The organism is Halorubrum vacuolatum (assembly GCF_900188065.1).
GTDB lineage: Archaea > Halobacteriota > Halobacteria > Halobacteriales > Haloferacaceae > Halorubrum > Halorubrum vacuolatum.
This window is the reverse complement of the sequence record NZ_FZNQ01000003.1, coordinates 96,767-123,687: the sequence shown is the minus strand read 5'-3', so window position 1 is coordinate 123,687 and position 26,921 is coordinate 96,767. Positions and strand designations below refer to the sequence as shown.

Genomic DNA, 26,921 nt, shown 5'->3' with positions numbered 1-26,921 from the left:
CTACAACAATCCCCTCACGATCGCCGCCGCCTCCGGTGCGGTCGGTGCCAGCACGTACACGATCGGCTCGACGCCGATCGCGCCGGTCTGGTAGACGACGAGGGTCTCGCTCGGCTCCGCGTCGGCGACGGCCGCCCGGACCGCCGCCTCCGTTCCCGCCTCGGCGTCGAACTCGACGGTCGGGTGTGACGTCGCGAGCGTCTCGACGAGCTCGGGGTCGTATCGAAGGTTCACCGCCGCGCGGGCGGTCGAGCCCGCCTCGCGGGCCGCGAGCAACACGGTCGCGACGTGCTCGCTCACGCCGAACTCGGGCTCGCCTGGGATCATCGCCCGGCCCTTCACATCGACGAGCCGACCGGGGACGCCGGCGACGTCGTCGATCGTCTCGGCATCCGAGAGGCACTCGACGACGTTCGCGCCCACGTTCGGGATCAGCCCGGCGAACCCGGAGGCGTTCGTCAACGTCCGGAGCGCGCGCCGGACCGACGCGAGCGTCGTCTCCCGCTCACGCAGGCCGCTGTCGGGGTCGTGAACGGAGAACGAGACGTCGACGTCGGCGAGGGCGGGCATGGCCTCCTCGTGTAACTCCGCGAGGAGGTCCCCCTCCTCGAGTTGCCGGATCAGGACCTCGATCTCGACGAGCGCGGCGACGGGGGTGAGATCGCCCTCCGCGAGGCCCGCGCCGACGCGCTCGACGAGCGCCCGTACCCGCTCGTCGGCGACCACCCGCTCGTTGCGGGCGACGTCGCCGTGGGCGTACTTCGAGACGGCCGACTGGGAGATGCCGAGCGCGTCGGCGACCTCGCGCTGGGTGAACCCCCGCTCGCGGAGGTCCTCGGCGAGCATCGAGCGGATCGTCGGGAGGAACTCCTCGACGACGACCTCCTCGATGAACCGCATTAGCCACCCTCCGAGGAATCGGCCGTCGTCGCGTCGTTCTCGGACCCCGGATCGGTCTCCCCGGTCTCGCCCACGAACTCCGGGTCGTCGCCGATCCGGGACGCCTGCGGGCCGTCCTGGTCCTGATATTTCGAGCCGCGTTCCGCGCCATAGGGACGTGCCGCCGGCGAGCGCAACTCGGTGAAGGTCAACTGGGAGACGCGCATGCCGGGCGAGAGCGCGACCGGTGCGGTGCCGAGGTTGGAGAGTTCGAGCGTGATCTGCCCCTGATATCCCGGGTCGCACAAACCGGCGGTGTTCGACAGGAACACTCCCCCCTTTCCACCGAGGAAGTTCTCTATCGTTCTGCCGTTTGGCTGAACTTCCAGATCGTACGTCGGTTCGACACGATCCGTCTCTTCGACATTAACGACTTCCTCGAATCGAACATCTTCACGGAGGATCTGATCGAGACGCCGCGTATTGGCATCAGTCGCAGCATATGCCTCTCGGAACCGCCGGAGAGTGTCGCGTTTGACGGTTTCGTACTCCCCGTTTTCAACGTTTGAAATGCTCGATTTCGACGAGTAGCCCATCGCATCGGCGGCCTCGCGCATGGTCAATCCAGCTTCGTTCCGCAAGGTGCGAAGCAGTTCGCTCGGAACCGGGACGTACTGGCCGCGTTTGTGTGGATCAGTCGCGGTATCTACAGCATGTTCAATCCCGCTTGTCGTGACGTCGCTCATGGGGATGTAGGTCTCGCGCTCTCTGGAGTAGGTAGAACTGTGCAATCCGAGGCGAGCGGCCAGATACATCGCACCACTAGCGAGGGAGCCGTTCGACGTGTACAGCGTATCCCTCGACTCCCGGCGAGAACCGTCGCCATCGAGGAGTCCCTCGTGCAGTTCTCGAAGTACTTCGTCCGGCCAGTTCCACGCTCGGTCCGGGATATCCTTCTCGCTTCCAGACCCGGCGAGTTCACGGATGATTTTCGACCACAGCGCCGAACAGACTGTGAGTCGCTCGACGCCGGTATCACCTTTTCGTCGGTAAATACTGGCGTCGTACCCCTCGAACCACTCTTCGACCCGGTCGAGAAGCGCTTCGTCCTTGTTTCCGAACTGGACCTGCTTCCGCCGGGCTGAACCTTCGGCGATATAAAACCCGAGTACCCAACCGAACTCCGGAGTCAACTCCAAGTCGCGAGGCAGTCTATAATCGCTCTGTTTGAACGCGACGTCCGCTTTTTTTGGAGCGGTCGCACTGGAGATGCATGATAGCGGTGCCGCATCTCGCGAGTCGTAATGACGCCGTGATGGGCTCGCCACGTCGTCGGTCCACGCAACGTCTCCCATCCCGTCGGACGCGTACACGATGATTTCGTCGTCACCTTCGAACAGTGAGAGCAGATCGAGGGCCGATTCCTCCGTCGGGGATCGAGGAAGCGTTCCCGGAACCATCACGTGGGAGCCCTCAGCGTTCTCGCTGGCTATGCGCGTAACACCCCCGTTCGCGTCGAGCGTGAACAGGTTGTGATCCTTTGTTACCAGCACTTCCCGGCCTGACTCAAGCGTCACACGGTAGATCCTTTTTATCGGATTTATTATATAATCTGTCACGTGGTGTGTGCTCACCCTCAACGTCTTCGGGTCAAACGCGACCGCCCTTGCCGGTCGTTCGTTTTCGACGATATCGCCGATCTCGTAGAATCCGAACCCTTCATCCGGCGTCCACAGGAACACCGTTTCGTCGTAGGGCAACGAGGCGTGCACCACGATAGCAAGCCGACCGAGCGAGGAACGGCCCTCGACGTGTGCGACGAGGTCGTCGGGGATCTCAACGCGCTCTTTCGTCGTCCCCAACACGAAATCGCCGGGGTGGAGGATGAACTCCTCGCCGGCCGGGACCCGCGTCTCGGTCACGTACTGGCCGACCTCGTCGGCTTTCGTCGGGTGGATACAGGGGATGTTGGTCCGCTGGAACTCGAGAAAGCGCTCTCCGAGCCGTAGATCGACGCTCGCCGGCTGGACCTGCTGATCGATGTCATCGAGCGGTTCGATGGCGAGGTCCCCGTCCGCGAGGCGGGCGAGGATGTCGGCGTCCGACAGTATCATGGCGGGAGACGGGGGCGGACGGCCTTAAAAACACGCGAAAGTCGGTCGGCGGGTCGGTGGGGGCGGGGTGGGCGACGAATGCGGTCCGAAGTGGATCAGTCCTCGCCTACCGACCGAGGCCGATCAGGTCGAACGGGTAGCCGTTGTCGTTGGCGTCCGCCTGCTGATACACGACGCGGGCGGCCGCGACGTCCTGGATCGCGAGGCCGGTCGAGTCGAAGACGGAGACGCCGGTGACACCGTCCGCGTCGTCTCCGATGCTCGCACCGTCTCCGTCACCCACGTCGACCGGCTCACCACCGCCCGCGGCGTCGCCGACGCCAGCGCGGCCGGGTCGGTCCCCGACGACGATCTCGCCGATCTCGCCGTAGATGTCGTCGTCGGTGAGCGTTCCCGCGGCGTACGGGACGTTGATCTCCCCGGAGTGGGTACACTGCTCGTGGTCGTCGATAACGACGGTCGCCGCAAGAAGCAGGTCGTCGGCCAGTTCGTGTTTGCCCTCGGCGTCGGCACCCATCGCGTTGATATGGGTGTGCTCGCCGACATCGTCGGGGCCGACGATCGGCTCCTCGACGGGGGTCACCGTCGAGAGGATGTCACAGTGGCCCGCCTCGGCGATGCTCCCCGCACGAACCTCGAAGCGGTCCGCGAAGGTGTCGATGAACCGGGCGACCCGATCCTCGTCGAGGTCGCTCACGACGACCTCCTCGATCGGGCGGATCTCGGCGATCGCCTCCAACTGGGTGTACGACTGGACGCCCGCGCCGACGATCCCGAGGGAGGTCGCATCCGGCACCGCGAGGTGATCGGTGGCGACGGCGGCGGCAGCGCCCGTCCGCTTCATCGTGAGCGCGGTGCCGTCCATGATCGCGAGCGGGAACGCCGTCTCGGGGTCCGAGTAGATCATCGTCCCCATCACCGTCGGAAGGTCGTGATCGGCGGGGTTGTCGGTGTGGACGTTCACCCACTTGAGCCCGGCGGCGTCCCAGCCCTCCTCGCCGGCGGCGTCGTCGGCAGCGACCCGCATATAGGCGGGCATCGAGCGGAAATCCCCGTTGTATTCGGAGAGGTCGATATACGATTTCGGCGGCATCTGGGCGTTACCGCGTTCGTAGGCGGTGAACGCGCCGGCGACCGCCTCGATAACGAGGTCCATTCGGGCGTTTTCGTCGACGTCGGCGGCGTTCAAAAGCAACGTCTCCATGCCGCAAAATTTGCGGTCGAGTATTTAATCCCTGCTACCCGCGTCGGGCAGGGCTGTCGATCAGCTCCTCGATTTATGGATAAAAAGGAATTGGCTCGAGATCGGTTCGGACGCGATGTGACGAAGCGATCGGCGGGACGCGATGTGACGAAGCGATCGGCGGGACGCGACGTGGTGAAGCGGTGGGTGTGCTGTCCTATCGGACGATCACATCATGCCGCCCATGCCGCCGCCCATACCGCCCATGCCGCCGCCGGGGGCACCGGCCTCCTCGTCGTCGTCGCCCGAGGTCGAGAGGTCGCCCGCGGCGATGATGTCGTCGATCTTCAACACGAGGTTGGCCGCCTCGGCGGCCGAGGCGATCGCCTGTTCCTTCGCGTGGGCCGTCTCGACGACGCCGGCCTCGACGGTGTCCTCGACCTCGCCGGTGAAGACGTTGAGCCCGGCGTTGGTGTCGCCGGCGTCGTGGGCCGCACGGAGGTCGACGAGCAGGTCGATGGAGTCGAGTCCGGCGTTCTCCGCGAGGACGCGGGGAATGAGCTCCAGGGAGTCGGCGAACGCCTCGACGGCGAGCTGCTCGCGGCCGGAGACGGAGTCGGCGTAGTCGCGCAGGCGACGCGCGAGTTCGACTTCGATGGCCCCGCCGCCGGGCAGGGTTCGCCCGTCGGAGACGGTCGTGGCGACGACGTCGATGGCGTCGTTGATCCCGCGTTCGAGTTCGTCGACGACGTGATCGGTGGAACCGTACAGGAGGAGGGTGACGCCGTGAGCGTCCTCGCCCTCGACGTAGAAGAGCTCCTCCGCCTCGTCGCGCTCGATCGAGCCGGTCGCGAGGTCCGCGGAAGTGACCGAGTCGAGGTCGGTGACGATGGGTGCGTCGAGGACGTTCTTTAAGAACTTGAGGTCGGACTTCTTCGTCCGGCGAACCGCGAGGATCCCCTCCTTCGCGAGGTAGTGCTGGGCCATGTCGTCGATGCCCTTCTGACAGAAGACGACATCCGCGCCGCTTTCGACGATCAGGTCGACCTTCTCACGGAGCTGCTGTTCCTCCTTGTCGAGGAACTGCTGGAGCTGGTCCGGCGACTCGATGCTGACGGCGGTGTCGACGTCGGCCTCCTCGACCTCGATGGGGTCGTTGAGAAGCAGGATGTTCGCCTCCTCGAAGTCGGTCGGCATGTCCTCGTGGACGGGATTCTTGTCGATGACTGCACCCGAGAGCAGCGCCGACTCACCGGCCGAGCGGCCGGTCCGGGTCTCGATCTTGAGGTTCTGGAGGTCGACGACGTGTGAGCCGTCCTCGGCCTCGACGGTGACGCCCTGTATCGCACGGACGACGAGGTCGGCGAGCGCCTCCTTTTCGAGCTCCGCGCCCTTGCCCGTCATCGAGGTTTCGGCGACGTTTTTGAGCGTCTCGGTGTCCTCAGGATCAACGTCGGCGGCGATCTCATCCACCTGCTCGCGGGCGTGCTCGCTCGCGAGGTGGAACCCTTTCGTCACCGCTGTCGGGTGGATGTCCTGTTCGAGGAGGTCCTGGGCGTTTTTCAACAGCTCGCCCGCGACCGCGACTGCGCTCGTCGTCCCGTCACCGGCCTCGTCCTCCTGGGTTTCTGCGACCTCGACGATCATCTCGGCGGTCGGATTGTCGATGTCCATCTCCTGGAGGATGGTGACCCCGTCGTTCGTGATGGTGACGTCGCCCATCGAGTCGACGAGCATCTTGTCCATCCCTTTCGGCCCGAGCGTCGACCGTACGGCCTCGGCGACGGCGCGAGCCGCGGAGATGTTGTACTCCTGAGCGTCACGGTCTTTGACGCGCTGGGCGTCCTCCCCCATGATGATCATGGGCTGTCCCTGCATTCGCTGGCTCATACACCGCACGATTGTTTGTGATTCTATATAAATGCTTCGTTGAGCGACGATGCGAGTGGCTGTGAGGAGACGACGAATCGGCATCGGATATCGGGTGAAGGAAGCGTGATCGAGCCGGGTTCGTGCCAGGGAATGACACGGAACACAATGAGGGATCGGCGGTCGTTTTGCCCGCGTTTATATACGATCGGCATGGAGTCGGCCGTCACGACGAGGTCGTGATCGCCGCGTTCGAGTCACGGTCAAGCCGAACGGATCCCCGAACGTGGACGGTGCGGGACGGTACTGGACAGTGCTGAACGGTGCGGGACGGTACTGGACAATCCTGGACGTGTGTGTTTCGCGTGTCGATTCCGACTCCTCGGCGGTGCTACCTGGTATAAAAGCGGAGCAATGAGAAGCAGCGGACGGACCGGGCAAACGGAGTGCGGATCGAAGGGAGAGGTATCGATCGTCTCGAGCGCTTATTCGTCGAGTTCGGACGGATCGGTGAGGTACTCCGAGTCGATCTCCTCCATCGTCGGCTCCGGCGGTTCGTCGGGCGCTTCGAGCTCCCGTTCGTTGAGGCGACTCTCGAGCTGGCGACGCTTGTTCCGTCCCTTCCGCTCGCGACCTGATTTCGTGTCTGGCATCGTCATCCATGTCAACAGTTCCCACACATATGAAACTTGTGTCGGGATATCGAAACGATCCGGTTCGGCTGTGTGTCAGCTCCGAACCGGGCGGTAGGAGGTGTGAGGAAACAAAAACGCCAGGAGAGGGATTTGAACCCCCGATCCCGGAAGGGAACACGCTTTCCAGGCGTGCGCCTTACCACTCGGCCATCCTGGCTCGTTCGGAGGTAGTCCGTTTGGACTGTTAAGTCCTTCTTTTCGCCACCCGATGTTCGGTGGCGTACGTGAGGCCGGCGGATCCGACCGCGATCAGCCCCGCGACGGCGAACACCCACGGGTACGGGAACGGAAGCCCCCCGCCGAGGAGGAGATAGCCCTGTGCGAGCACGAGGAACGCGAACCCGCCGACGAGTCCCCACAGAACCGCGGATTTCGCCCGGTTGCGCGGCGTGGCCGGAACTCCAGGGATCTCGTCGGGGTCGATCCGGCTCTCGTCGGGGTCGTCGCCGTGCTGTGCCGTATTCGAGGTGTCGTCTCCCCTCGCAACGTCGTCGCCCTCCGTAACGTCGTCGCCCTCCGTAACGTCGTCGCCCTCCCTCGCCCGCGACATCCGCTACTCCAGCGACGCGACGGCTTCGATCTCGACGCCGGCGCCCTTCGGCAGCGCGCCGACCTCGACCGCCGATCGCGCCGGAGGGTTCTCGGAGAAGTACGTCCCGTACGTCTCGTTCATTTCCTCGAAGTCGTCGATATCGGCGAGAAAGACCGTCGTCTTGAGCACATCCTCGGGACCCGCACCCGCCTCCGCGAGGACGGCGAGGAGGTTCTCGAGCGCCCGTTCGGTCTGTTCGGCGATCGGGGCGTCCGTCAGCAACTCCCCGTCGGGCGTGAGCGGGATCTGTCCGGCCGTAAAGACGAGGTCGCCCGTCTTCGTCGCCTGGCTGTATGCACCGACGGCGTCGGGTGCATCGTCGGTGTGGACGATCGTTTTCATGCGTCGAGGTGAACCGTGGGAGTACTTAATTGTGTGCGGGACCGCGGGCCCGTATGGGAATCGTCGGCCGATTCGTGCGCAAATGGGTGGTGAAGCGGCTGCTGTTTCGCAACCCGATCGTCTTCGCGGTCGTCTGGATCGTCTCCCGGCTTCACCGTGGCCGTCGCCTCGCGAAGACCGTCCCGCTCGCGACCTATCACGGCGGCGAGCGGATCGACGCGGACTTCCTCGACCGAAGGGAGATCGCGGACCGAACCGCACCCGCCCCCGACGGCGTCATGGACGACCTCAACCGGTTCGCCCGCGGGGAGGACGCCGAATCCGAGTCGGAAGCGACGGACGACCCGTTCGACCCCGAGGCGGTACACCCCGCGATCCGGGCGTGTTGTGAGCGGACGGCCGCCCATCGGACCGTCCGCCGGGTCAGGTGGCGACGGGGCCTTCGGCTCGTCGGTGGCCTGTTCGGACGCGTCGCCCGGGAGGTCGGACAGTTCAGTATGCCCGGCCGGGACCGTGGCTTTCACCCGGTCCACGGGCAGTTTCTCGCCGTTCGGTCGGACGAGGACCCACGCGAGGACGTCCGCGGCTGGGTGCGAACCGACGACGCCGGCGACGTCGTCTCGCTCGGGCTCTACGGGGGTCACGTCGCGGCGGCCGGCGAGGTCACGGAACCGAGCGACGACGCCGCCGGACCCGAACGCTTCCTGAACGCCGCGTTTCCGCTGCCGGGGGCGACCCTCTCGGTCGTGGCCCGCCCACGACACGTTCCCGACCGATCGGGCGGGTGGCTCGGCCGGGTCGGCGGCTGGCTCGGACGACGGGCGTCGATCGGCCGGGGTAGCGAGGGGGCGTCGGGAACCGGCCTCGAGTGGACGACCACGGCGGCCGGTCACCCCGGCGTCTACCTCCGGCTGCCGGCGGTCGCGTTGAAGCTCCCCCTCTCCGTCCGGGTGCGGCTCACGTCGGCCCCGTCCCGCGACGGCGACGAGGTGAGCGCGGCGACCGAGGTTCGCCTCTACGGCGTTCGGCTCCTCCGGATCGACCACCGCGTCGCGCCCGCGTGAGTCGGTTACAACCCCGGACGAGGGTACACCTCCCTGGCTCCCCCGATCCGCCGTTTATAATACCCCAACGGCCGTCGCCGTCGTATGGTCGGTTCGCTTATCGCGACGGCGTTCTGGGCGATGTTGCCCGCGTACGTGCCGAACAACTTCGCCGTGCTCGCCGGCGGTGGCCGCCCGATCGACGGCGGCCGTGAGTGGAACGGGAGCCGGGTCCTCGGCGACGGGAAGACGTGGCGCGGCACCGCAGTCGGGACCGCGGCCGGATTCCTGCTTGCGCTCGTGCTCAACGCCGTGAACGAACCCGTGAGCGCAACGCTCGGGGTCGGGCTTCCGACGTTCGAGCTGCACGCGGCGTTCGCGCTCGCGCTCGGGGCCATGCTCGGCGACATCGGCGCGTCCTTTATTAAGCGACGATCCGGCCGCGAGCGCGGCGCGGCCTTCCCCGGACTCGATCAGCTCGATTTCGTCGCCGGCGCGCTCATCGCCGCCTTCGTCGTCGCACCCGGCTGGGCGCTCGCGACGTTCACCCTCCCGGTGCTCGCCGTCGTCCTCGTGATGACGCCGGTGTTGCATGTGACGACGAACGTGATCGCCTACAAGCTCGGATTGAAAAACGAACCCTGGTAACGACCCAGATCAGATCGGATCGGACCCGGCGCCAAGGGGGCGAAGAACGAATGGCAGGGGCCACCGAGGAAGTCGACCGAGGCGGACGGCCGAAGCGGCGGATGGATGTGTCTGACGTAAGAACTAATGTCTGAACCCCGTTGATCGGGGTATGGGCATCATGAGCAAGATCCTCGGTGGGGGCGGTAACCGGTCGGTCGACGACTACGTCGAACTCGACATGGACGACTTCGCCGAGGCGACCGCGGAAACGGGGATGACCGTCCACATCGCTGAGATCGGCGACCAGCGCGACGTCATCCCGATCAAAGACGCCGTCTACGACGGCGACTTCGTCATCGCGGACATCACCCGACACTCGACGTCCGACCGAACGATCGAACACATCATCGACGAGCTGCGTCAGGTCGCCCAGGAGGTCGACGGCGACATCATTCAAAAGGGCGACGACCAGATCATCATCACGCCAACCGGCGTCCGCGTCTCAAGACAAAAACTCTCGTAATCGGTTATTTCGGGGCGAGAGCGCCGATTTACGACAGTGAACGAGTGATGGTCCCGGAACCGTGCGATATATCCCCCTCTCGCGCCGACGTGTAGTCGAATGGACGAGCCGGTCCTGCTCACGGGCGCTGGTGGACGGGTGGGTCAGGCCATCCTCCGCGGCATCGGAGACGACTACGAGTGGCGGCTGCTCGACCGCGAGCCGCTCCCGGCCGCGAAGGTCCCCGCGGGCGTCACCGATGCCGACTGCTTCGTCGCGGACATCACCGACCCGCGAGCGGTGCGCGAGGCCATGCACGACGTCGGCGCCGTCATCCACCTCGCGGGCGACCCGCGAAAGACCGCGCCGTGGGACTCCGTCATCCGGAACAACATCGACGGGACGCAGGTGGTGATGCGTGCGGCCGCCGAGGCGGGCGTGGAGAAGCTGGCGTTCGCCTCCTCGAACCACGCCGTCGGCGGCTACGAGACGGACGAGCGGCTCCCCGACCTCTACCGCGTCGAGGACGACTATCGGCTCGACGGAAACGAGCTCCCCCGGCCCGGAAACCTCTATGGCGTCTCGAAGGCGACCGGCGAGTTCCTCGGGCGCTACTACCACGACGAGTACGGCATGGGCGTCGTCTGCGTCCGCATCGGAAACCTCACCAAAGGACATCCGCCCCGCGAGTACGAACGCGGGCAGGCGATGTGGCTCTCACACCGCGACTGTGCACACCTCTTCGACTGCTGTCTGCGTGCCGAGTACGGCTTCGAGATCGTCTACGGGATCTCCGATAACGACCGGAAGTACTACGAGATCGACCGCGCCCGCGAGGTGCTCGGGTACGACCCGCAGGACAACTCCGCGAACTACACCTTCGAGGGCGAACCGAAACCGGGAACGGACGCCGCGGGCGGCCCGGACGCGTCGGAGGGTGGCCGTGGTGGCGACCGCGACGGTGCCCGGTCGAAGGCGGACACCGACGTGCCGACCGACGGCGCGTAGGGGCTCAGCCACCGATGAGGCCCCGGCCGGCGCTCAGGGCACGTACCAGATCCCCCGATCGACGTCAAGCCACTCGCCGACGACGACGTGGGGGAGCGCGACGATACAGACGAAGATCGTGTAGAACGCGACGAGCCCCGGCAGCAGCGTCGCGCCCGCGAGCGGGTTCGGGGCGACGATCCAGAGCGCGAGCGCGACGAGCGCGGTCGCGAACGCCCCGATCACGAGGACGCCCCACGCGACGACGACCGAGAGCCCGTCCTCGCGGGCCGGGCGCGAGCGCTCGACGAGGACGCTCCGTCCGGACTGCCGCAGCGAGTACCACAGCGGGAAGTAGAGGCCGATGGCGATGACGACCGGAACGAACGCGAAGAAGGCCACGAGCAGTGACGTCTCGCCGGCGTCGCGGAGCCACGACGCCGAGAGCCCGCCGGTCACGAGCCCGCCGCCGAGGTGCGCCACGAGCGCGACGGCGTAGGCGCCGCCGAGGACGGTGGCGACCAGCCCGGGATCGGTCGCCATCGGGCCGACGAGTCGACCGTCGAACACCGCGAGCATGTACCCGGTGAACGCGTAGAAGGTGTCCGTCCAGAAGACGAGCGGGACGATCATCACCGCGCCGCCGCGGACGAGCGCCGCGAGCACGCGTTGTGGGCGGGAGACGAGGTGGTCGCTCCCGACGAGCGCGTCCATCACGCGGAGGTCGCCGTGGCCGCCCTTCGCGACGGCGGTGCCGAACGCGATGGCGAGCGCCGGCAGCGGCGCGATGACGAACAGGCCGATGAACCCGGCCACGAACGCCACGTAGAGGACGACGTAGCGCGCCCCGAACGGGAGGCCGCGACGACGGAGGTTGCTGAAGTGCTCATAGCCCCCGTGCGGCAGGTTCAACGCGACCATCCCGCCGAGATAGATGAGCATCTGGGTCTGTAACGCCGGCTCCGTCCCCGTCACATACAGCGCGGCGAAGGCGACCGTCAACGTGAGCAGCGCCCCCCGGGAGACGTCGATCGCCATCTGCTCCGGGTCATCCAGAAACCGACGTCCGGCGGTACCGACGGTCTGCGTCGATGAGGCCATATATACCGATACGACCGGCAGCCGCGTAGGCCCATGCCCGTCTCACGACGGGTTTTTATAGGAAGGTGAGGCGGGCGGGACGGACGGCCGGGGACGGGGCGGGACCCGCACGCGACTGACGTCGACTTCGTGTCCGTTGATCGATGACGACTTCGTGTCCGTTGATCGATGACGACTTCGTGTCCGTTAAGCGTTCATGGCCCTCCGGATCCGACGTGAGCGACTTAGAGGAGCTGCTGTCGGTGAGGGAGGTCGGGCGCGTCGCCGAGCAGCGCGACGAACTCGTCGAGACGGTGGCCGATCACGCGGGGCGGATCGCCTACGAGCTGGCGACGCTGCAGGGCGGCGACTACGGTCGCCGGGAGTTCGAGACGGACGCCGGAACGTGGACGGTCAAACACGAGGCCGGCGAGCTCGAATTCCTCCTGTTCTCGCCGAGCACCGCCGGGACCGGCTCGGACGTCTACGTCGTCTCGACGAAACAGCCCCCGGATCCGGAGACGCTCGCGGCGGCGCTTTCGGACTATCCGAATTTCGTGGCGTCGTGGAACGAATACGTCGAGTCGCTTTCGGGCGTGTTGGATGCGGTCGCGGTCGAGTTCCCCGAGCCGGCCTCGACCGCCGATGCCGTCGCCGAGCGCGACCGTGTACTCGAAGCGATCCGCGAGACGTGTTCGGTCATCGCCGGCGAGGTGTATCGCTACGAGAACGACAAATACGGAACGTTCACCGCCCGCGTCGACGGCGACCGCTGGGAGTTGAAATGGGAGGAAGGGGCCGTCTCGTATCTCCGGATCGGTGGCTCCGGTGGCCTCTACCTGCTCTCACGGTATGACGCGCCCGCCGCCACCGACGTCCGCGAGTACGCCGACTCGTTCCCGGGATTCGTCCGCGCGTACAACGAGTTCGTCGGCGACCTCGAAAGCGACCTGCGACGGGTCGAGGTCGGGTGATCGGGGTCTTCAAGCCCCAGATGGACGCACCGCGGTCGAAGCCGGCGCCCCGATAGCTGGCGTGGATGCTTCGGGGGTGTTTTTATGATCCGCCCACACAGTGAGGGTATGGCAGACCACTCGCACGAACCGGATCCGGATGCCCGTGTGACCGCCCCGATGCAGGAGTTCAGCGGCCGCGAGGCCGGTATCGGAGCCGTCGTCCTCCTCGTCGGCCTCGTGATCGCCTACGGCATTCCGACGCTTTTGACGATATAACCCGCCACCGCGACCGATCCGATGTCGTGGACGACGTCACGCGTCGCAAGCGGTTTCACGCCGGTCGCATCGTCACGGTGATCTCCTCGATCTCCGCCGCATAATATCGGTCGAAGAGCGTCCGCTCGTCCTGGAACGACGTCGAATCGACCGTTCGCGTGGGGACGTGGACCGTCACCGGCGAACGGTCGAACGGGTACGGATCGATCCGCCAGGAGTCGCCGAAACACGGCGTCGCCGAGAGCGTCGTGTCCGGCTCGCCGGGTCGCGTCGGAACGTGGGGGATTTCGATCGGAGCGACCTCGACGGCACCCGGATCGGTTTGGGCCCCATCGGAACGCCCCTCGCGGTTGCTCCCCTCATCGTCACAGCGCTCCTCGCCGTCCCAGCTCCCCACACTGGAACCCATGCGCGTCGGGGTCGCACAGATCCGAAGCGAGAGCGCATCGAGCGCGCTCAACAGCCGATAGTTCCGCCAGAGGTGCGGATCGCGGGCGGTTCCGGGGAAGACCTCCGACGGCGGCTCCCCGGCGTCGTGGAGATGGGTTATTAGCGCACTGTCGTCGACGGAGAGACGGTCGTCCGTGTCGTCCTCGCGTAGGGCGGTCGCGAGCGACCGCTGTCGGCGTTGCTCGCGTTCCACGAACCCCCGAAACGCGCGGGGCGTCTCGGGCCACGACGGCGAGAGGCCGTACCGTTGCCGTCGAAGTCCCGCGGCGTGAAGCGAGACCAGAAGCCCCGCGTAGGGGTCCGCGCGGGCGACCGCATCGACACCGCGGCGTTGCAGTCGCATCCACTGTGCAGCCGGGATCTCATAGAAGTCGTACGGCGTGCCGTCCGGTTTGAGCCGCGGGCGGCGATCGCGGGGCCACCAGCCGTCGTCGTGCGCATGGACCGCGAGCCGGACCGCCGGCTTCGGGGTCGGCGCGTCGACCGCCTCGCCGCCCCACGCCTCGGCGAACCGTCCCGCGAGCGCCGCGTGATCCGGCTGCGTCACGAACCGGATCCGGTCGTCGGTGGCCGCGAGTATCATGTGCGTCCGTCCGCGGATGCGGAATAAAAAGGTGGGTGACGATCGGCGAACGCGATGGGTGATGACGGGCGAAGGCGGCACGCGGTCGAGCGTCGCGCTATCGCGTTCCGAGCGTCGCACTATCGCGTTCCGAGCGTCGCGCTACCGCGGATACCAGGCGAGCGGGTGGTCCGCGACGAGGTCGACGCCAACCGGCTGGTCGAGCGAGAACTCCTCGACGTGGTTGTGGAGGCAGTGGACGACTTCGCCGGAGTCGAGTTCGACCCGGTAGATGAACGACGGGCCGACGTACTGTCTGGAGACGACGACGCCGTCGGCGACCTCGGGGTCGGTCGGCGTCGCCCGGAGATCGTCCGGACGGACGAGCACGTCGACGGGCGTGCCGTCATAGACGGTGTTGTACCCCTCAAGGGCGGCCGCGTTGAACCGGCCGACGCCCGTCTCGACTTTACCCTCCCGAAGGTGGCCCGTGAGGAACGACGCCCGGCCGAGGAACGAGGCGACGAACTTGGATTCTGGCCGTTCGAACACCTCCTCGGGTCTGCCGATCTGTTCGAGCCGCCCGTCGTGCATGACGGCGACGCGGTCGGAGATCGAAAGCGCCTCCTCCTGATCGTGGGTGACCGACACCGCGGTGACGCCGGCTTCCTTTAAGATTCGACGCACCTCCTCGCGCATCTCGACGCGGAGCCGAACGTCGAGGTTGGAGAAGGGTTCGTCCAGCAGCAACACCTCCGGTTCGGGTGCGAGCGAGCGCGCGAGCGCCACCCGTTGTTTCTGCCCGCCGGAGAGCTGTTCCGGCTTCTTCTCGCCGTGTTCGGGCATATCGACGAGGTCGAGCAGCTCATCGACGCGCGCCTCGATGGCCGCGTCGTCGCCGTCGAGCCCGAACGCGATGTTCTCCCTGACGGTGAGGTGGGGAAACAGCGCGAAGTTCTGAAAGACGATCCCGGCGTCACGGCGCTCGGGGGAGACGAAGCGGTCGCCGTCGGCGACGGGCTCGCCGCCGAGCGTGATGACGCCCTCGCTCGGCTCCTCGAGGCCCGCGATCATCCGCAGCGTCGTCGTCTTTCCGCAGCCGGAGGGACCCAAGAAGGTCAACAGCTCGCCGCGTTTGACCTCGAGCGAGACGTTCTCGACGACCGTCTCCGAGCCGAAGCGCTTGCTGACGAGGTCCATCGTGAGAACGGTTTCGTCGGCTGAGGAGGCCGCGAACCCGCTCGCTACGTCCTGCCGTCGGATCGTTCCGGAGGTGTCCGTTTGCGCCATCGGTGAGTACGGGCGTCGGTCACGCCGACGTCCCGTCGTTGGCCCATGATATTTTAGGAGCGCCTAAAAGGATGTCGTTCGGTCGCACGCGGCGGGAACGGATGGCGAAATGGATGGAACGGACGAATGGGACGGACGAAGTGGACGGGACGGACGGATGGGACGGACGAAGTGGACGGGACGGACGGATGGAACGGACGGAGTGGCGCTCCTTCCGTCGCTCACTCCAACTCGCGCGCAAGCACGTCGCGGAGCGTGCGCACCTCGTCGGCGGTGGTCGAGAGCGACGCTCCGCCCACGTCGAGTCGAAGGGTCCCGTCGTCGGTGACGGAGCCGAGTTCGAACGTCGGGAGATCGCCCGCGAGGTCGGCGACCGCCTCCGGGTCGGTCGTCTGGACGACGAGCCGGCCGGGCGTCTCCTCGAAGGCCGCGAGGTGGTCGGGAAGCGAGACCGTCGCGCCCGCGGTCGGCGTGAGAAGCTCCGCGAGCGCGACGGCCACCCCGCCGTCGCTCACGTCGTGGGTCGCGAGCGTGGCCTCGTGGCGGGCGATCCGCGCGAGCGTCGCGACGGTCGCCGCAGGGTCCGCGGGGAGCGCGGGGAACGCGTCGCTCCCGCCACACTCGGCGAGGTACGTCGAGCCGCCGAGCGCGTCGCCGGAGCCACCGACGAGGAGTAGGGTCGAGTCGTCGGCACGGTCGCCATCGAGGGCCGCCGGCGGGGCGTCGTATCCGCGTTTCGTGCCGATCAGCGCGAGCGTCGGCGTCGGCGGGATTGGGCCGGCGACGCTGTCGTTGTACAGCGAGACGTTGCCGCCGACGACGGGGACAGAGAGCGCCGAACAGGCGTCCGCGAGCCCATCGACGATACCCGAGAAGCCGCCGTAGACGTCCGGCTTCTCCGGGTTGCCCCCGTTGAGACAGTCGACGGCGGCGAGCGGGACCGCCCCCTTCGCCGCGAGGTTCGTCGCGTTCTCGATCGCCACGGCGCGGGCCCCCTCGTAGGGGTCGACGCTCGTCCAGTGGGGGTTCGCGCCCGCGGACAGCGCGAGGCCGACGCCGTCGCCGTCGAAGGCGTCGAGTTCGTCCGCACCGGCTTCCCCGTTCATCGCCGTCATCGCCGCCTCCCGGATCGCGACGATCGCCGCGTCGTCGCCGGGTTTCATCGCGGTTCGCGTGCCGACCTCGTGGTCGTACTGCCGGTAGACCCAGCGCTTGCTCGCCGTCGAGGGCGACGAGACGACCGCCTCGAAGGCGTCCGCGAGCGACGGCTCGGGGAGGTCGCGCTCGGGGGTCGACGGCTCCGTCGCGTCGAGGTCGTTCATCGGCGCACCCTCCGCGAGGAAGTCGGCGTCGACGTCGACGACGATCTCGCCGTCGAACGTGCAGACGTAGTTCCCCGTCGTCACCTCGCCGATGACCGAACAGCCGAGGTCGAACCGCTCGGCCAACTCGCGGACGCGGTCCACGTCGTCGGGGGCGACCTCATAACACATCCGCTCCTGGCTTTCCGCGAGCAGGATCTCGAGCGCGTTCATGTTCGGTTCGCGCTGGTGGACCGCGTCGAGGTCGATCGCCGCGCCGAAGCCGCCCTTCGCGACCAGCTCGGAGGAGGCCCCGCCGAGCCCGGCCGCGCCGAGGTCGCGGGCGGAGCGGACGAGGTCCTCATCGAGGAGCGCCTCGTTGCACTCGATCAGCCGTTTTTCGGCGTAGGGGTCGCCGACCTGTACCGCGGGACGGTCCTCGGTTTCGGCATCCTCCGCGAGGTCCTCGCTCGCGAAGGAGGCCCCGCCGAGGCCGTCCCGGCCGGTCGCGTTGCCGACGAGCACGAGCGCGTTACCCGCGGCCTGTGCCTCCGCGGTGACGAGCCGCTCCGCGTCCGTCAACCCGACGCAGGCGACGTTGACGAGCGGGTTGCCCTCATAGCCCGGATGAAACGAGACGCTCCCCCCGACGGTCGGGACGCCGATACAGTTGCCGTAGTGGGAGATCCCCTCGACGACGCCCTCAAGGAGGTACTGAGAGTGCTCGCGCTCGAAGGAACCGAAATACAGCGAGTCGAGCAGCGCGATGGGATAGGCGCCCATCGACATCGTATCGCGGACGATGCCGCCGACGCCCGTCGCCGCGCCGTCGAAGGGGTCGACGTAGGAGGGGTGGTTGTGGCTCTCGATCCCGAAGGTGACGTAGACGTCCCCGTAGTCGTCGGCGTCGCGGTCGGCGGCGGGCCGATCGGCCGCCTCGGGGGTGGGCAGCGCCAGCACGGCCGCGTCGTCGCCGGGACCGATGACGACGGCGTCGCCCTCGCTCTCGAACGCCGATAGCAGCGGGCGCGAGGAGCGGTACGCGCAGTGTTCACTCCAGAGGTTTTCGAACAGCGCGACCTCGGCCGGCGTCGGCTCCCGGTCGAGCTCCGCGACGACGAGCTCGTGGTCCGTCTCGGGCAGGCTCATTCACCTGTGTGGTTATCTCCGCCGTTCTAATGCTTTTCCATACCCACGTTCGTGATCACCGGCGGGCCGAAGGAGTCCCGATCCCGCTATATAAGCAGAGTGGCCACGACGTAGACGGCGAGCGTCCCAACCGCGGCGATGGCGAGCGATTTCGTGTTCAGCTTGACCGCACGCTTTCGGTCGGCATCGAGCGCCGCTTGGTCGGTGATCTCGTGGGTTCCATCCCCGACGTCGAAGATCCCGATGCCGGCGAAGCCGACGCAGAACCGCTCGCGGTACTGCAGAAAGCCCATCGCCGCGCCGTAGAGCGGGAACATAACGAAAAGCGTCGTCCAGAGCGGCCAGCCGACGGCGACGATGGCGGCGAGGAGGACGACGGCCCCGAGCAGCGAGGCGATCCCGAGGAGAAGCCGCTTCCGCTGTTCGGCGGGACCGATGTTACAGACGCCGGGTTGGTACTGCATGGCTGTGTATAACGCGCTATCCGACAAAAACGGTTCGAGCCGGAACGGGGGATGAACGAACGGCGGGCCCGCCCGATGTCCCCGCGGCGAACCGGGAGAGTATAAATCGACCGCCGACCGATCCTCGACCGTGAAACGGATCCAGCTCGGCAACGCCGTCTTCGAGGGCGAAAACAACGTGTATGTGCTCGGCGGCGAGACGACGGCGCTCGTTGATACGGCCGTGGCGATCCCATCGATCCGGGCGGAACTCGACGCCGGTCTCGCCGGCTACGGCGTCGATCCGGCGTCGATCGAGGCGATCGTCTTGACACACTGGCATCCCGACCATGCGGGACTTGCCGGCGAGATGCAGGCTGAAACCGACGCCGAGGTGTACGTCCACGAGGCCGACGCCGGCCTCGTCGACGGCTCCGAGACGCCGCTTATGGCCGATGCGGACGCTCAACGGGAGGTGTTCGATCGGTGGGGGATGCCGGAGAAACCGGCCGACGAGTTGATGACGTTCTTCGCGGAGGTCTCGACCGGGCTGAGCGGCCGTCCGGCCGAGGTGACGACGATCACGGACGGCGACCGGATCCACGCCGGCGACGTGGAGCTGGAGGCGCTCCATCTTCCCGGACACACCGCCGGGCTCACCGCGTTCGCGTTCGACCCGCGGGACGTCCCCGATCATGAACCGGTCGCAGGACCCGATGCAACCGACCCCGAGGAGGTGTTCACGGGCGACGCCGTCCTCCCCCGGTACACCCCGAACGTCGGCGGGGCGGACGTGCGCGTCCCCGACCCGCTCGCCGCCTACGCCGAAAGCCTCGCACGGGTCGTCGAGCGCGACTTCGACGCCGCACATCCGGGCCACCGCGAGCGGATCGACGAGCCGAGCCACCGGGCCGCGACGATCCTCGACCACCACCGCCATCGGACCCGCCGGGTCGTCGACGTGCTCGCCGGCGAAGACGACGGAAACGGCACCCAACGCGAGCGTCGAAGCGAGGACGAACCCAACCCCGAGGACGGGTTCACCGCGTGGGAGGTCGCCGCCGCGCTGTTCGGCGACCTCTCGGCCATTCACATCCTGCACGGCCCCGGCGAGGCGTCCGCACACCTCACCCACCTCGAATCGGCGGGTGTCGTCGAACGCGACGATGTTCGCTATCGGCTCGTCGACCCCGATCGCGACCTCGACGCGCTGTTTCCGAGCACCACGCTCGATGACCTCGTCGACGGGACGACCGCCTGATCCGACACGCTGTCCGCTGGCGGAACGCGACGAACCACCCCCACCGCGTGAGGAAGCTTTTTGCCGCGGTCGACGTATGACACCATGGATCATGAAGAAGCTCATCAACGAGCCGGGAGATGTCGTCGACGAGATGCTCGAGGGAATGGTAGCCGCACACCCCGAGTACCTGCGACGGTTGGACGGGTTGGAGGTGCTTGTGCGGGCGGACGCGCCGGTCGACGGGAAGGTCGCGGTCGTCTCCGGCGGCGGGAGCGGACACGAACCGACACACGCGGGCTACCTCGGTGAAGGGTTGCTCGACGGGGCGGCCGCCGGCGAGATGTTCACGTCGCCGACGGCGGACCAACTCGGCGAGATGATCGCGGCCTGTGACGGCGGCGCGGGCGTCCTCTGTGTGGTGAAAAACTACGAGGGCGACGTGATGAACTTCGACACCGGCGCGGAGATGGCCGCCATGGAGGACGTCGAGGTCGAACAGGTCGTCGTCGACGACGACGTCGCCGTCGAGGACTCCCTCTATACGAGCGGCCGCCGGGGCGTCTGTGGGACCATCCTCGTGCACAAGGTCGCGGGCGCGAAGGCGGCCGCGGGCGGCGAGTTGAGCGAGGTGAAACAGGTCGCCGAGAAGGTGATCGACAACGTCGGCACCATGGGTACCGCGCTCACCTCGTGTGTCACCCCCGAGAAGGGCGAGCCGACCTTCGACCTCGGCGACGACGAGATCGAACTCGGCATCGGCATTCACGGCGAGCCCGGTACCGAGCGCGTCGACCACATGCCCGCCGACGAGATCACGGACCACCTGACCGAGCGGGTGTTGGAGGACCTCGGCACGGACTCCGGCGCGGAGGTCGTCACCATCGTCAACGGGATGGGTGGCACCCCGCTCTCGGAGCTGTACGTCGTCAACCGGCGGCTCCAGGAGATCCTTGGCGACCGCGGGATCGAGACGTGGGACGCGTGGGTCGGCGACTACATGACCTCGCTGGACATGATGGGCTGTTCGATCACCGTCCTGGAGGTCGACGACGAGCTGAAGGAGCTGCTCGCCGCGCCGGCAGATTCGCCCGCGTTGAAGGTGTAAGCGTAAGCGGCCGTCCTCCAGTTTTATCTATTTAAACCGCTCCGCGAGCTCCGCGCGCAGGTCGTCGACGTCGCAGTCGTGCATCGAGAGCACCACGAGCAGGTGGTAGACGAGGTCGGCGCTCTCAGAGAGCAGCTCCTCGGCGTCGTCGTCTTTCGCCGCGAGGATCGCCTCCGTGGTCTCCTCGCCGAGTTTCTCCAGGGCCGCGTTCTCGCCCTTCTCGTGGGTGAAAAGCGAGGTCGTGTAGGAGCCCGCCGGGAGCTCCGTCTTTCGTGACTCGATGGTCGCGAACAGCGAATCGAGGACGTCCTCCGGGTCCCCTGATGGATCGTCCTCCGCGGATGGGTCGCTCACGCGAGCACCTCCCTGTCCGGGAAAAAGGTGAGGTCGTGGATCCGCGGATCCTCGGTGAGCTCCGGGTGGAACGAACTGGCGACGACAGGCCCGTCGCGAACGAGCACCGGGCGACCCTCGACGGTCGCGAGGACCTCGACGTCCCCACCGACGTCGTCGATGAGCGGGGCACGAATGAAGACGGCGTGGAAGGGATCATCGAGACCCGTCACCGGAACCTGCGCCTCGAAGGAGTCCTTCTGGCGGCCGAAGGCGTTGCGGTCGACGGAGACGTCGAGGACGCCGAGCGCGTCGACCCGGTCGTCCTTCGCATCCCGCGAACAGACGATGAGTCCCGCACACGTCGCGAGGACGGGCTTTCCGGCGGCGACGTGTTCGCGGATCTCCTCGGCGATCCCCTCGCGGCGGATGAGCCGCGAGATGGTCGTAGACTCCCCGCCGGGCATGAGGAGCACGTCACAGTCGGGGACGAGCCCCGCGTCACGGATCTCGACGACCGACGCCGACTCCCCGTGGGCGGCGGCGGCGTTGCGGACGGCCGCGGCGTGTTCGGCCACGTCGCCCTGGACGGCGATGACGCCTGCTTTCATGTCGACTGCTGGGGACGGGACGGCCAAAAAGGGCGCGTTCGCGGGACGGATCGGGGGCAGTGTCGCCGGGTCGGTCGGGAATGGGGCCCTACGCGATCGTCAGCGCGAGGATCTGCACGAAGATACCGAAGAGGACACAGAAGGCGACGACGGTCTTGGGGTTCATCGTGATCGCGTTCCGGTCCTGGGCGTCGAAGTATCGGACGAGTCCGGCACTGGACATCAGCCCGCCGGAGTTGCTGCCGCTGCTCATACACCCCTCTGCGGGACGTGGCGGCCTAAACGTTTCGTCTTTCGGGTTGCGGTAGCGGGCTCGCGCGGCGGGTGGGAAACCCTTATGCGCGGCCCCCTGTTACCCTCGCGGCACGACAATGACCGTCCGACTCCTGGATTTCTACGCCGACTGGTGTGGCCCGTGTAAGACCCAAGACCCGATCCTCGAGGAGGTCAAAGAGGACCTCGGCGACGCCTTCGAGCTACAGAAGGTGAACGTCGACGAGGAACAGGACGTCGCCAATCAGTATCAGGTGCGCTCGCTCCCGACGCTCATCGTCGAGAACGACGACGGCGTCGTCGACCGGTTCGTCGGCGTAACACAGAAGGAGGACATCACGGCCGCGCTCGCGGAAGCCGGCGCGTAGAGGCGTACGGCGGCGGCCGATCGGACGCCGACGCATCTCGCAATCTTTTACACCGTGCACCCGCTCGATAGCCGTATGGCCAGCTTCGACGCCGCGGAACGCCGCATCCTCGAAAAACAGATCTGTATGCGCTGTAACGCCCGAAACCCACAGAAAGCGGACCGCTGCCGCAAGTGCGGCTACGGGAAGCTCCGACCGAAAGCGAAGGAACGCCGCGCGGCCTGATCGGCGACGCGCTCGCACGACCCCGTCGGAAACGCCCCCGCTTCTCACATCATCCATTCCCGCGCGAGCGGTGAGCCTGCGCGTTCCGTCCCGTCGCGCTCGATCGAACCAAAGCGAGGCAGGCCGGGTCCGAACGCCGTCCGACGGATGTCGGACGCGCCCGTACCGTTTATGCCCGCGGGGGGACTTCCACCGGTGTGTCACTGAGGGGAACGGGCCCGATCGACGAACTCGCCGTTCCGTCGGGGACGACGGTGGAGGAACACGACCTCGTGACCGACGGGGACGTGCTGGTCGGGAGCCGGTCGACCGTCGAGTTCGGGCTTCGTGGCCGTAACGTCGCGCTCGGCGAGCGCACGACCGTCGAGGACGACATCGAGGCGTCCGGCGACTGCCGGGTCGACACCTGGTGTACCGTCGAGGGCAACGTCCTCGTCGGCGAGGACGCCTACATCGGCGAGCGGGCGACGATCACGGGGCGGCTGATGGTCTCCGGCGACCTCGACATCGGCGACGACGTGACCGTCGAGGAAGGGTTCGAGGCCAACGGCTGGATCGTGGTCAGGAACCCGATCCCGACCATCGTCTTCTATTTCATCGTCCTCTCACAGCTGCTTCGAAGCGGGGAGACCGACGCGGCCGACGAACTCGCGGCCGCACTCGCCGACGGCGACGAGGCGCGCGACCCGCTCGTGATTCCGCGAGGCGCGGAGGTCTCCGACGACGCGTGGCGGGTTTCGACGCCGGCGACGGTGGGCGACGACTGCCGGATCCACGGCAACCTGCGGGCGAAATCCGTGGCCGTCGGCGAGCGAAACACCGTCTTCGGGTCGCTGCGTGCCCGCGAGGGGATCACGGTCGGTGCGGACACGGTCATCCACGGCGACGTGACGAGCCGCGGGGGGACCGTGCGGATCGAGGCGGGCGCACGCGTCCTCGGCGACGTGTCCTCCGGCGACCTCGTCGTCCACGAGGACGCGACCATCGACGGAACGCTTCGAGCCCGCGGCGATATGAGGCTCGTTCAGCGGGTAGCGGAGCCGGACGAGGAGCGTGCCGACGGGGAAGCGCCGAAGAGCGGTGAACAACCGGCTGCGGAGGAATCGGCTGCGGAGGAATCGGCTGAGGAGGAACCGGAGGAGCGAGAGCCCGATAAACAAGCGCCCGATGAGGCGGGAGTTGACGACGTGGCGGAGTCCGATGACGAGGGGACGGACGACGAGCGGGCGGAGGGGACGGACGACGAGCGGGCGGAGGGGACGGACGACGATGACGGAGGGGCGGACGAGAAAGAAGCGGAAGGAGCGGGAGCCGGGAAGGGGGAACCGGAGGAAGCGAAAACGGCTGCCGACGGCGACGATGCGGAGTTGGCGACGACGGGCGAGGCCGACGGCGACAAGGCCTAGCGTCGTCGTGTCCGCCGATCCCCTTACCGCGTCCGTGGCGGGGGCGTCCCCGCGACAGGGGTGAAGACGTCCTCGTGGAGCGCGCCGCAGACGACGTCGGCGAGCGTCCGCAGGTTGACGGTGTCCTCGCGATTATATGAGACGAGCGTGTCGAGCGCGGCCTCATCGCCGCGTTCATACTGATGCCACAGCCGAACGGCGTCCCGGCCGGAGATGTCGGGGCGGTCCCGCTCGATGCCGAGCTGGCGCTCGATCGGTTTGAGTCCCCCGGAGAGCCCGAGCCGCTTGCACGGGTACATGAGATCGAGGTGTGGCGTGTCGACCTCGATTCCGAAGGAGGTCTCGAGGAAGGGGACGTCGAAGCGTGCGCCGTTGAAGCTCGCGAGCAGGTCGGCGTCGGCGAACTCGGCGCGGAGCCGATCGGCGGTGAGGTCCTGCCCTGCGACGAGGGTCCGCGTCTCGCCGGCGCGGTGGAAGCTCACGGTCGTGACGCGGTCGCGATGCTCGTCGAGGCCCGTCGTCTCGATGTCGAAAAAGCAGGTGTTCCCCCGGAAGTTCTCGTAAAGCCGCCAGCGTTCCCGACTCGGAAAGGTTCGGTCGAAGTAGGTCGAATCCGCCTCGGCGAGGTGTGTCCTCGCGTCCGCGATGAACGTCTCGATCCGGTCGGCCGTCGTCGAGCCGAGCCCGGGGACGTTCACGTCGTGCCCGAACTCGTCCCATGTGGTGATCCCGCGCTCCCAGAGGCGGCGCTCGGTCGTTTCGCCGACCCCCTCGACCGGGATGAAGCTGTTCTCGATGCGCATACCCTCACCGAGTGACCGGCGCTTAAAAAGCCGACGACGGGGGAGTGGAGAATGAAAGGACAGGGAGACGGTGGACGACGGAACGGAGACGAGCGATCCGCTATGCACCGGCCGTCCCACGTGGCGCGGTCCGGCGAGCGCCTTTTAAAGGTGCGAGCCGAGCGCGAGGGAGGGCGATCGCGGCCGCGGTGCGGTCCCGCGGCCGCGGACGCCCGAGGTTGGGGAGGTGTGAGGCCAACGACCCGACCGCCAAGAGACGAGTTATATAGCCGATCCGGCGCTCGTGGGAGGGGCCAGTTATCTATGAACGCGTCGGCGCGGCCGTTGGATTGGACACGGCAACTCCCGACTTATCCGCAGCCGATCCGGCGCTCGCCGTTTAAATACCTCGCCCACGAAAAACGGATGATGTGTGGGCGCTACACGTTGTTCACCCCCGCCGCCGAACTCGAACGGCGATTCGATGCCGATTTCAGCCACCTCGGCCCCGACGGCGGCCCGCTACAGCCCCGCTACAACTGCTCGCCCGGACAGGACCTCCCGGTGATCACCGCCGAGGAACCCGACCGCGCGACCCGCATGGAGTGGGGGCTCACCCCCGCCTTCGCTACGGAGTCCCGCGGGCTGATCAACGCCCGCGCCGAAACGGTCCGCGAGAAACGGAGCTTTGCGGACGCCTTCGAGCGACAACGCTGTCTCGTCCCCGCCGACGGCTTTTATGAATGGGTGGCGGGGAGCGGAAGCGGGGGGGCCGGCGGCGAAAAGACCCCCTACCGCGTCGCCTTCGAGGACGACCGCCCGTTCGCGATGGCCGGCCTCTACGACCGCTGGGAACCCCCACAACCGGAGACGACCCAGACCGGCCTCGGCGCGTTCGGCGGCGGGGCGGCCGACGGAAGCGACGGCCCCCAAGATCCGCCCGAGGTGATCGAGAGCTTCACGGTCGTCACGACCGAGCCCAACGACCTGATCGCCGACCTCCATCACCGAATGGCCGTGATGCTCCCACCCGACGCCGAGGGGACGTGGCTCCACGGCGACCCCGACGAGGCCGCCTCCCTCCTCACCACGCACCCGGACGACGAGCTGACGGCGTTTCCCGTCTCGACCCGGGTGAACACGCCGGCGAACGACGATCCGGCGTTGATAGAGCCAGTCGCTTAAATCCCGAAGTATATGTCGAGGATGACCTCCTCTAACAGGAACATCACCCCGACGCCGACGACGAAGCCGGCGGCGTTCAGCCGGGTGAGCACGCGCGGTGCATCGAGTTTGATCAGGCCGACGACCTCGACGACGACCTGCACGATCGCCCCGACGCCGACCGCGAGCAGCGTCGCCGCGAGCAGCGGCGAGTAGGCGACGATGCCGAGCCATCCGCCGAGCACGAGCGGGCCGCCCGCGATCAGCCCGAGCGCGGCGAAGTGAAAAAGCGACGGCGTCCGGCTGTCCCGCGCGACCGCGGCGACGACGGTCGGCCCCTCCGTGACGTTGTGGATCAGAAAGCCGACGACGAGCAACATCACGAGCCCGACCTCGCCGATGGCGAACGCGCCCGCGATGGCGATCCCCTCGCCCACGCTGTGCAGCCCGAGGCCGATGGCGACGAGGTACGCGACACCAAGTCCCTGATTGCTCGAATCGCGGAGCTGTCGATGGCTCCAGCGGCTCGCCGCGCCGACGACCCCGAACGTCACCAGCCCGGCGACGATCGCGAGCCCGCCCGCGAGGAGTGGGTCCGGCGCGTCAACGGCGTAACCGATCGCCTCATCGGTCATTTCGACGGCGACGAACGCGAGAACACCGGCCGACAGCGCGAGGACGGCGTGGAGCCAGCGCGGGTCGAGCCCCCGAATAAACGGGAACCAAAGCATCCCGATCGCGACGGGAACCACGCCGACGAAGACGCTGATCACGGTGATCGTCCAGAGCACCTCCGTCGTCGACGCCTCGGTCATCGCGGCCGCGTCGCCGAACGGCGAGGTGGCAAAAAGGACCAGAACGACCGCCCCGAGGATGACGAGCGGGCCGACCGCGAGCATCCAACGCGGCGCCGAATCCAGCCAGTCGTCGGTTGTCTGCTCCAAGGGCTCCATCGAGTTCACCCGTTTTTTGACGTGCCTAAATATAAAGTTCGTCATCTAGGTACCCATCACACACCGCAGCCCCGCAGCCCGTATCGGAGCCCCGCGAGCGGAGCACCGGCGATAA

At 67.3% G+C, this 26,921-nt stretch carries 29 protein-coding genes, 1 tRNA gene and 1 pseudogene; 12 read left to right on the top strand and 19 right to left on the bottom strand.

The genetic code is table 11. The features are described 5' to 3' along the window. From CHB65_RS04750 to CHB65_RS04715, 9 genes and pseudogenes are all read right to left on the bottom strand, one after another. Window positions 1–900 carry a thiamine-phosphate synthase family protein gene (locus tag CHB65_RS04750; protein WP_089383912.1) on the bottom strand — a complete coding sequence of 300 codons (900 nt, stop codon included), beginning with the start codon at window positions 898–900 and terminating at the stop codon, window positions 1–3. Further along, the gene (locus tag CHB65_RS17715; RefSeq protein ID WP_394335409.1) at window positions 900–2,651 is read right to left on the bottom strand and encodes a dCTP deaminase domain-containing protein; all 1,752 of its coding nucleotides are present in this window, start codon (window positions 2,649–2,651) and stop codon (window positions 900–902) included. Before CHB65_RS17715 ends, CHB65_RS04750 begins: the two co-directional genes overlap by 1 nt. After that, a pseudogene (gene dcd / locus CHB65_RS17710) lies at window positions 2,652–2,993 on the bottom strand (dCTP deaminase); the annotation flags it as partial. 106 nt (window positions 2,994–3,099) lie between these two features. Continuing rightward, window positions 3,100–4,197, bottom strand: coding sequence for an ornithine cyclodeaminase family protein (locus CHB65_RS04735; RefSeq protein WP_089383911.1), 1,098 nt, complete (start codon window positions 4,195–4,197; stop codon window positions 3,100–3,102). Window positions 4,198–4,404: 207 nt separating this feature from the next. Further along, window positions 4,405–6,039 (bottom strand): thermosome subunit beta, encoded by a 1,635-nt coding sequence (gene thsB, locus CHB65_RS04730; RefSeq protein ID WP_089383910.1) that lies wholly within the window; start codon window positions 6,037–6,039, stop codon window positions 4,405–4,407. A gap of 491 nt (window positions 6,040–6,530) precedes the next feature. After that, window positions 6,531–6,698 (bottom strand): hypothetical protein, encoded by a 168-nt coding sequence (locus CHB65_RS17300; RefSeq protein ID WP_179213581.1) that lies wholly within the window; start codon window positions 6,696–6,698, stop codon window positions 6,531–6,533. 117 nt (window positions 6,699–6,815) lie between these two features. Further along, window positions 6,816–6,897, bottom strand: a tRNA-Ser gene (locus CHB65_RS04725). A gap of 27 nt (window positions 6,898–6,924) precedes the next feature. Continuing rightward, window positions 6,925–7,290, bottom strand: coding sequence for a hypothetical protein (locus tag CHB65_RS04720; protein ID WP_394335407.1), 366 nt, complete (start codon window positions 7,288–7,290; stop codon window positions 6,925–6,927). A 3-nt stretch (window positions 7,291–7,293) separates the two neighbouring features. Beyond that, complete coding sequence (locus CHB65_RS04715; RefSeq protein WP_089383909.1) at window positions 7,294–7,674, bottom strand: RidA family protein; 381 nt, start codon at window positions 7,672–7,674, stop codon at window positions 7,294–7,296. Between the two features lie 53 nt (window positions 7,675–7,727). Between CHB65_RS04715 and CHB65_RS04710 the strand changes: the two genes are divergently transcribed. The 4 genes from CHB65_RS04710 (at window position 7,728) to azf (ending at window position 10,857) form a co-directional block, all read left to right on the top strand. Then, a complete protein-coding gene (locus CHB65_RS04710; protein ID WP_089383908.1) occupies window positions 7,728–8,738 on the top strand; it encodes a hypothetical protein in 1,011 nt (336 codons plus the stop codon). Between the two features lie 84 nt (window positions 8,739–8,822). Further along, entirely contained in the window at window positions 8,823–9,365 is a 543-nt protein-coding gene (locus CHB65_RS04705; RefSeq protein WP_089383907.1) for a CDP-2,3-bis-(O-geranylgeranyl)-sn-glycerol synthase, read from the top strand. A gap of 151 nt (window positions 9,366–9,516) precedes the next feature. Continuing rightward, window positions 9,517–9,870, top strand: coding sequence for a cell division protein SepF (locus tag CHB65_RS04700; protein ID WP_089383906.1), 354 nt, complete (start codon window positions 9,517–9,519; stop codon window positions 9,868–9,870). Window positions 9,871–9,969: 99 nt separating this feature from the next. Further along, window positions 9,970–10,857 carry an NAD-dependent glucose-6-phosphate dehydrogenase Azf gene (gene azf, locus CHB65_RS04695; RefSeq protein WP_089383905.1) on the top strand — a complete coding sequence of 296 codons (888 nt, stop codon included), beginning with the start codon at window positions 9,970–9,972 and terminating at the stop codon, window positions 10,855–10,857. A 33-nt stretch (window positions 10,858–10,890) separates the two neighbouring features. Here azf and CHB65_RS04690 read toward each other — a convergent pair whose 3' ends face one another. After that, window positions 10,891–11,937, bottom strand: coding sequence for a Brp/Blh family beta-carotene 15,15'-dioxygenase (locus CHB65_RS04690; RefSeq protein WP_089383904.1), 1,047 nt, complete (start codon window positions 11,935–11,937; stop codon window positions 10,891–10,893). Between the two features lie 215 nt (window positions 11,938–12,152). On the opposite strand from CHB65_RS04690, the gene CHB65_RS04685 reads away from it, so the two are divergent. Together CHB65_RS04685 and CHB65_RS17295 are read left to right on the top strand one after the other, a co-directional pair. After that, window positions 12,153–12,890, top strand: coding sequence for a hypothetical protein (locus tag CHB65_RS04685; RefSeq protein ID WP_089384046.1), 738 nt, complete (start codon window positions 12,153–12,155; stop codon window positions 12,888–12,890). Between the two features lie 108 nt (window positions 12,891–12,998). After that, window positions 12,999–13,148, top strand: coding sequence for a DUF7550 family protein (locus CHB65_RS17295; protein WP_179213580.1), 150 nt, complete (start codon window positions 12,999–13,001; stop codon window positions 13,146–13,148). A 55-nt stretch (window positions 13,149–13,203) separates the two neighbouring features. Here the strand turns inward: CHB65_RS17295 and CHB65_RS04680 are convergent, their stop codons facing one another. From CHB65_RS04680 to CHB65_RS04665, 4 genes are all read right to left on the bottom strand, one after another. Beyond that, complete coding sequence (locus CHB65_RS04680) at window positions 13,204–14,181, bottom strand: DUF3891 family protein (RefSeq protein ID WP_089383903.1); 978 nt, start codon at window positions 14,179–14,181, stop codon at window positions 13,204–13,206. 141 nt (window positions 14,182–14,322) lie between these two features. Then, window positions 14,323–15,450 (bottom strand): ABC transporter ATP-binding protein, encoded by a 1,128-nt coding sequence (locus tag CHB65_RS04675; protein ID WP_089383902.1) that lies wholly within the window; start codon window positions 15,448–15,450, stop codon window positions 14,323–14,325. 221 nt (window positions 15,451–15,671) lie between these two features. Continuing rightward, window positions 15,672–17,900, bottom strand: a complete 2,229-nt coding sequence (purL, locus tag CHB65_RS04670) for a phosphoribosylformylglycinamidine synthase subunit PurL (protein WP_089383901.1) — start codon at window positions 17,898–17,900, stop codon at window positions 15,672–15,674. Window positions 17,901–17,986: 86 nt separating this feature from the next. Next, entirely contained in the window at window positions 17,987–18,364 is a 378-nt protein-coding gene (locus CHB65_RS04665) for a hypothetical protein (RefSeq protein ID WP_089383900.1), read from the bottom strand. Between the two features lie 130 nt (window positions 18,365–18,494). Between CHB65_RS04665 and CHB65_RS04660 the strand changes: the two genes are divergently transcribed. Together CHB65_RS04660 and dhaK are read left to right on the top strand one after the other, a co-directional pair. Next, window positions 18,495–19,604, top strand: coding sequence for an MBL fold metallo-hydrolase (locus CHB65_RS04660; RefSeq protein ID WP_089383899.1), 1,110 nt, complete (start codon window positions 18,495–18,497; stop codon window positions 19,602–19,604). A gap of 91 nt (window positions 19,605–19,695) precedes the next feature. Then, complete coding sequence (gene dhaK / locus CHB65_RS04655) at window positions 19,696–20,691, top strand: dihydroxyacetone kinase subunit DhaK (protein WP_089383898.1); 996 nt, start codon at window positions 19,696–19,698, stop codon at window positions 20,689–20,691. Window positions 20,692–20,718: 27 nt separating this feature from the next. Here dhaK and hisE read toward each other — a convergent pair whose 3' ends face one another. From hisE to CHB65_RS04640, 3 genes are all read right to left on the bottom strand, one after another. Next, complete coding sequence (gene hisE, locus CHB65_RS04650; protein WP_089383897.1) at window positions 20,719–21,045, bottom strand: phosphoribosyl-ATP diphosphatase; 327 nt, start codon at window positions 21,043–21,045, stop codon at window positions 20,719–20,721. Then, entirely contained in the window at window positions 21,042–21,635 is a 594-nt protein-coding gene (pdxT, locus tag CHB65_RS04645; RefSeq protein ID WP_089383896.1) for a pyridoxal 5'-phosphate synthase glutaminase subunit PdxT, read from the bottom strand. Before pdxT ends, hisE begins: the two co-directional genes overlap by 4 nt. A gap of 88 nt (window positions 21,636–21,723) precedes the next feature. Then, window positions 21,724–21,888 (bottom strand): preprotein translocase subunit Sec61beta, encoded by a 165-nt coding sequence (locus tag CHB65_RS04640; protein ID WP_089383895.1) that lies wholly within the window; start codon window positions 21,886–21,888, stop codon window positions 21,724–21,726. A gap of 118 nt (window positions 21,889–22,006) precedes the next feature. Between CHB65_RS04640 and trxA the strand changes: the two genes are divergently transcribed. The 3 genes from trxA (at window position 22,007) to CHB65_RS04625 (ending at window position 23,907) form a co-directional block, all read left to right on the top strand. Then, on the top strand, window positions 22,007–22,276 hold the full coding sequence (gene trxA / locus CHB65_RS04635; RefSeq protein WP_089383894.1) for a thioredoxin: 270 nt from the start codon (window positions 22,007–22,009) through the stop codon (window positions 22,274–22,276). Window positions 22,277–22,351: 75 nt separating this feature from the next. Then, entirely contained in the window at window positions 22,352–22,501 is a 150-nt protein-coding gene (locus tag CHB65_RS04630; protein ID WP_089383893.1) for a 50S ribosomal protein L40e, read from the top strand. Between the two features lie 197 nt (window positions 22,502–22,698). Beyond that, the gene (locus CHB65_RS04625; protein ID WP_089383892.1) at window positions 22,699–23,907 is read left to right on the top strand and encodes a polymer-forming cytoskeletal protein; all 1,209 of its coding nucleotides are present in this window, start codon (window positions 22,699–22,701) and stop codon (window positions 23,905–23,907) included. A 23-nt stretch (window positions 23,908–23,930) separates the two neighbouring features. On the opposite strand, the gene CHB65_RS04620 is transcribed toward CHB65_RS04625, so the two are convergent. Next, entirely contained in the window at window positions 23,931–24,710 is a 780-nt protein-coding gene (locus CHB65_RS04620; protein ID WP_089383891.1) for a ribonuclease H-like domain-containing protein, read from the bottom strand. Window positions 24,711–25,118: 408 nt separating this feature from the next. Between CHB65_RS04620 and CHB65_RS04615 the strand changes: the two genes are divergently transcribed. Beyond that, a complete protein-coding gene (locus CHB65_RS04615) occupies window positions 25,119–25,874 on the top strand; it encodes an SOS response-associated peptidase (RefSeq protein WP_089384045.1) in 756 nt (251 codons plus the stop codon). Here CHB65_RS04615 and CHB65_RS04610 read toward each other — a convergent pair. Next, window positions 25,871–26,806, bottom strand: coding sequence for a ZIP family metal transporter (locus CHB65_RS04610; RefSeq protein ID WP_089383890.1), 936 nt, complete (start codon window positions 26,804–26,806; stop codon window positions 25,871–25,873). The two genes, CHB65_RS04615 and CHB65_RS04610, sit on opposite strands and share 4 nt — an antisense overlap. Between the last annotated feature and the right edge of the window lie 115 nt (window positions 26,807–26,921).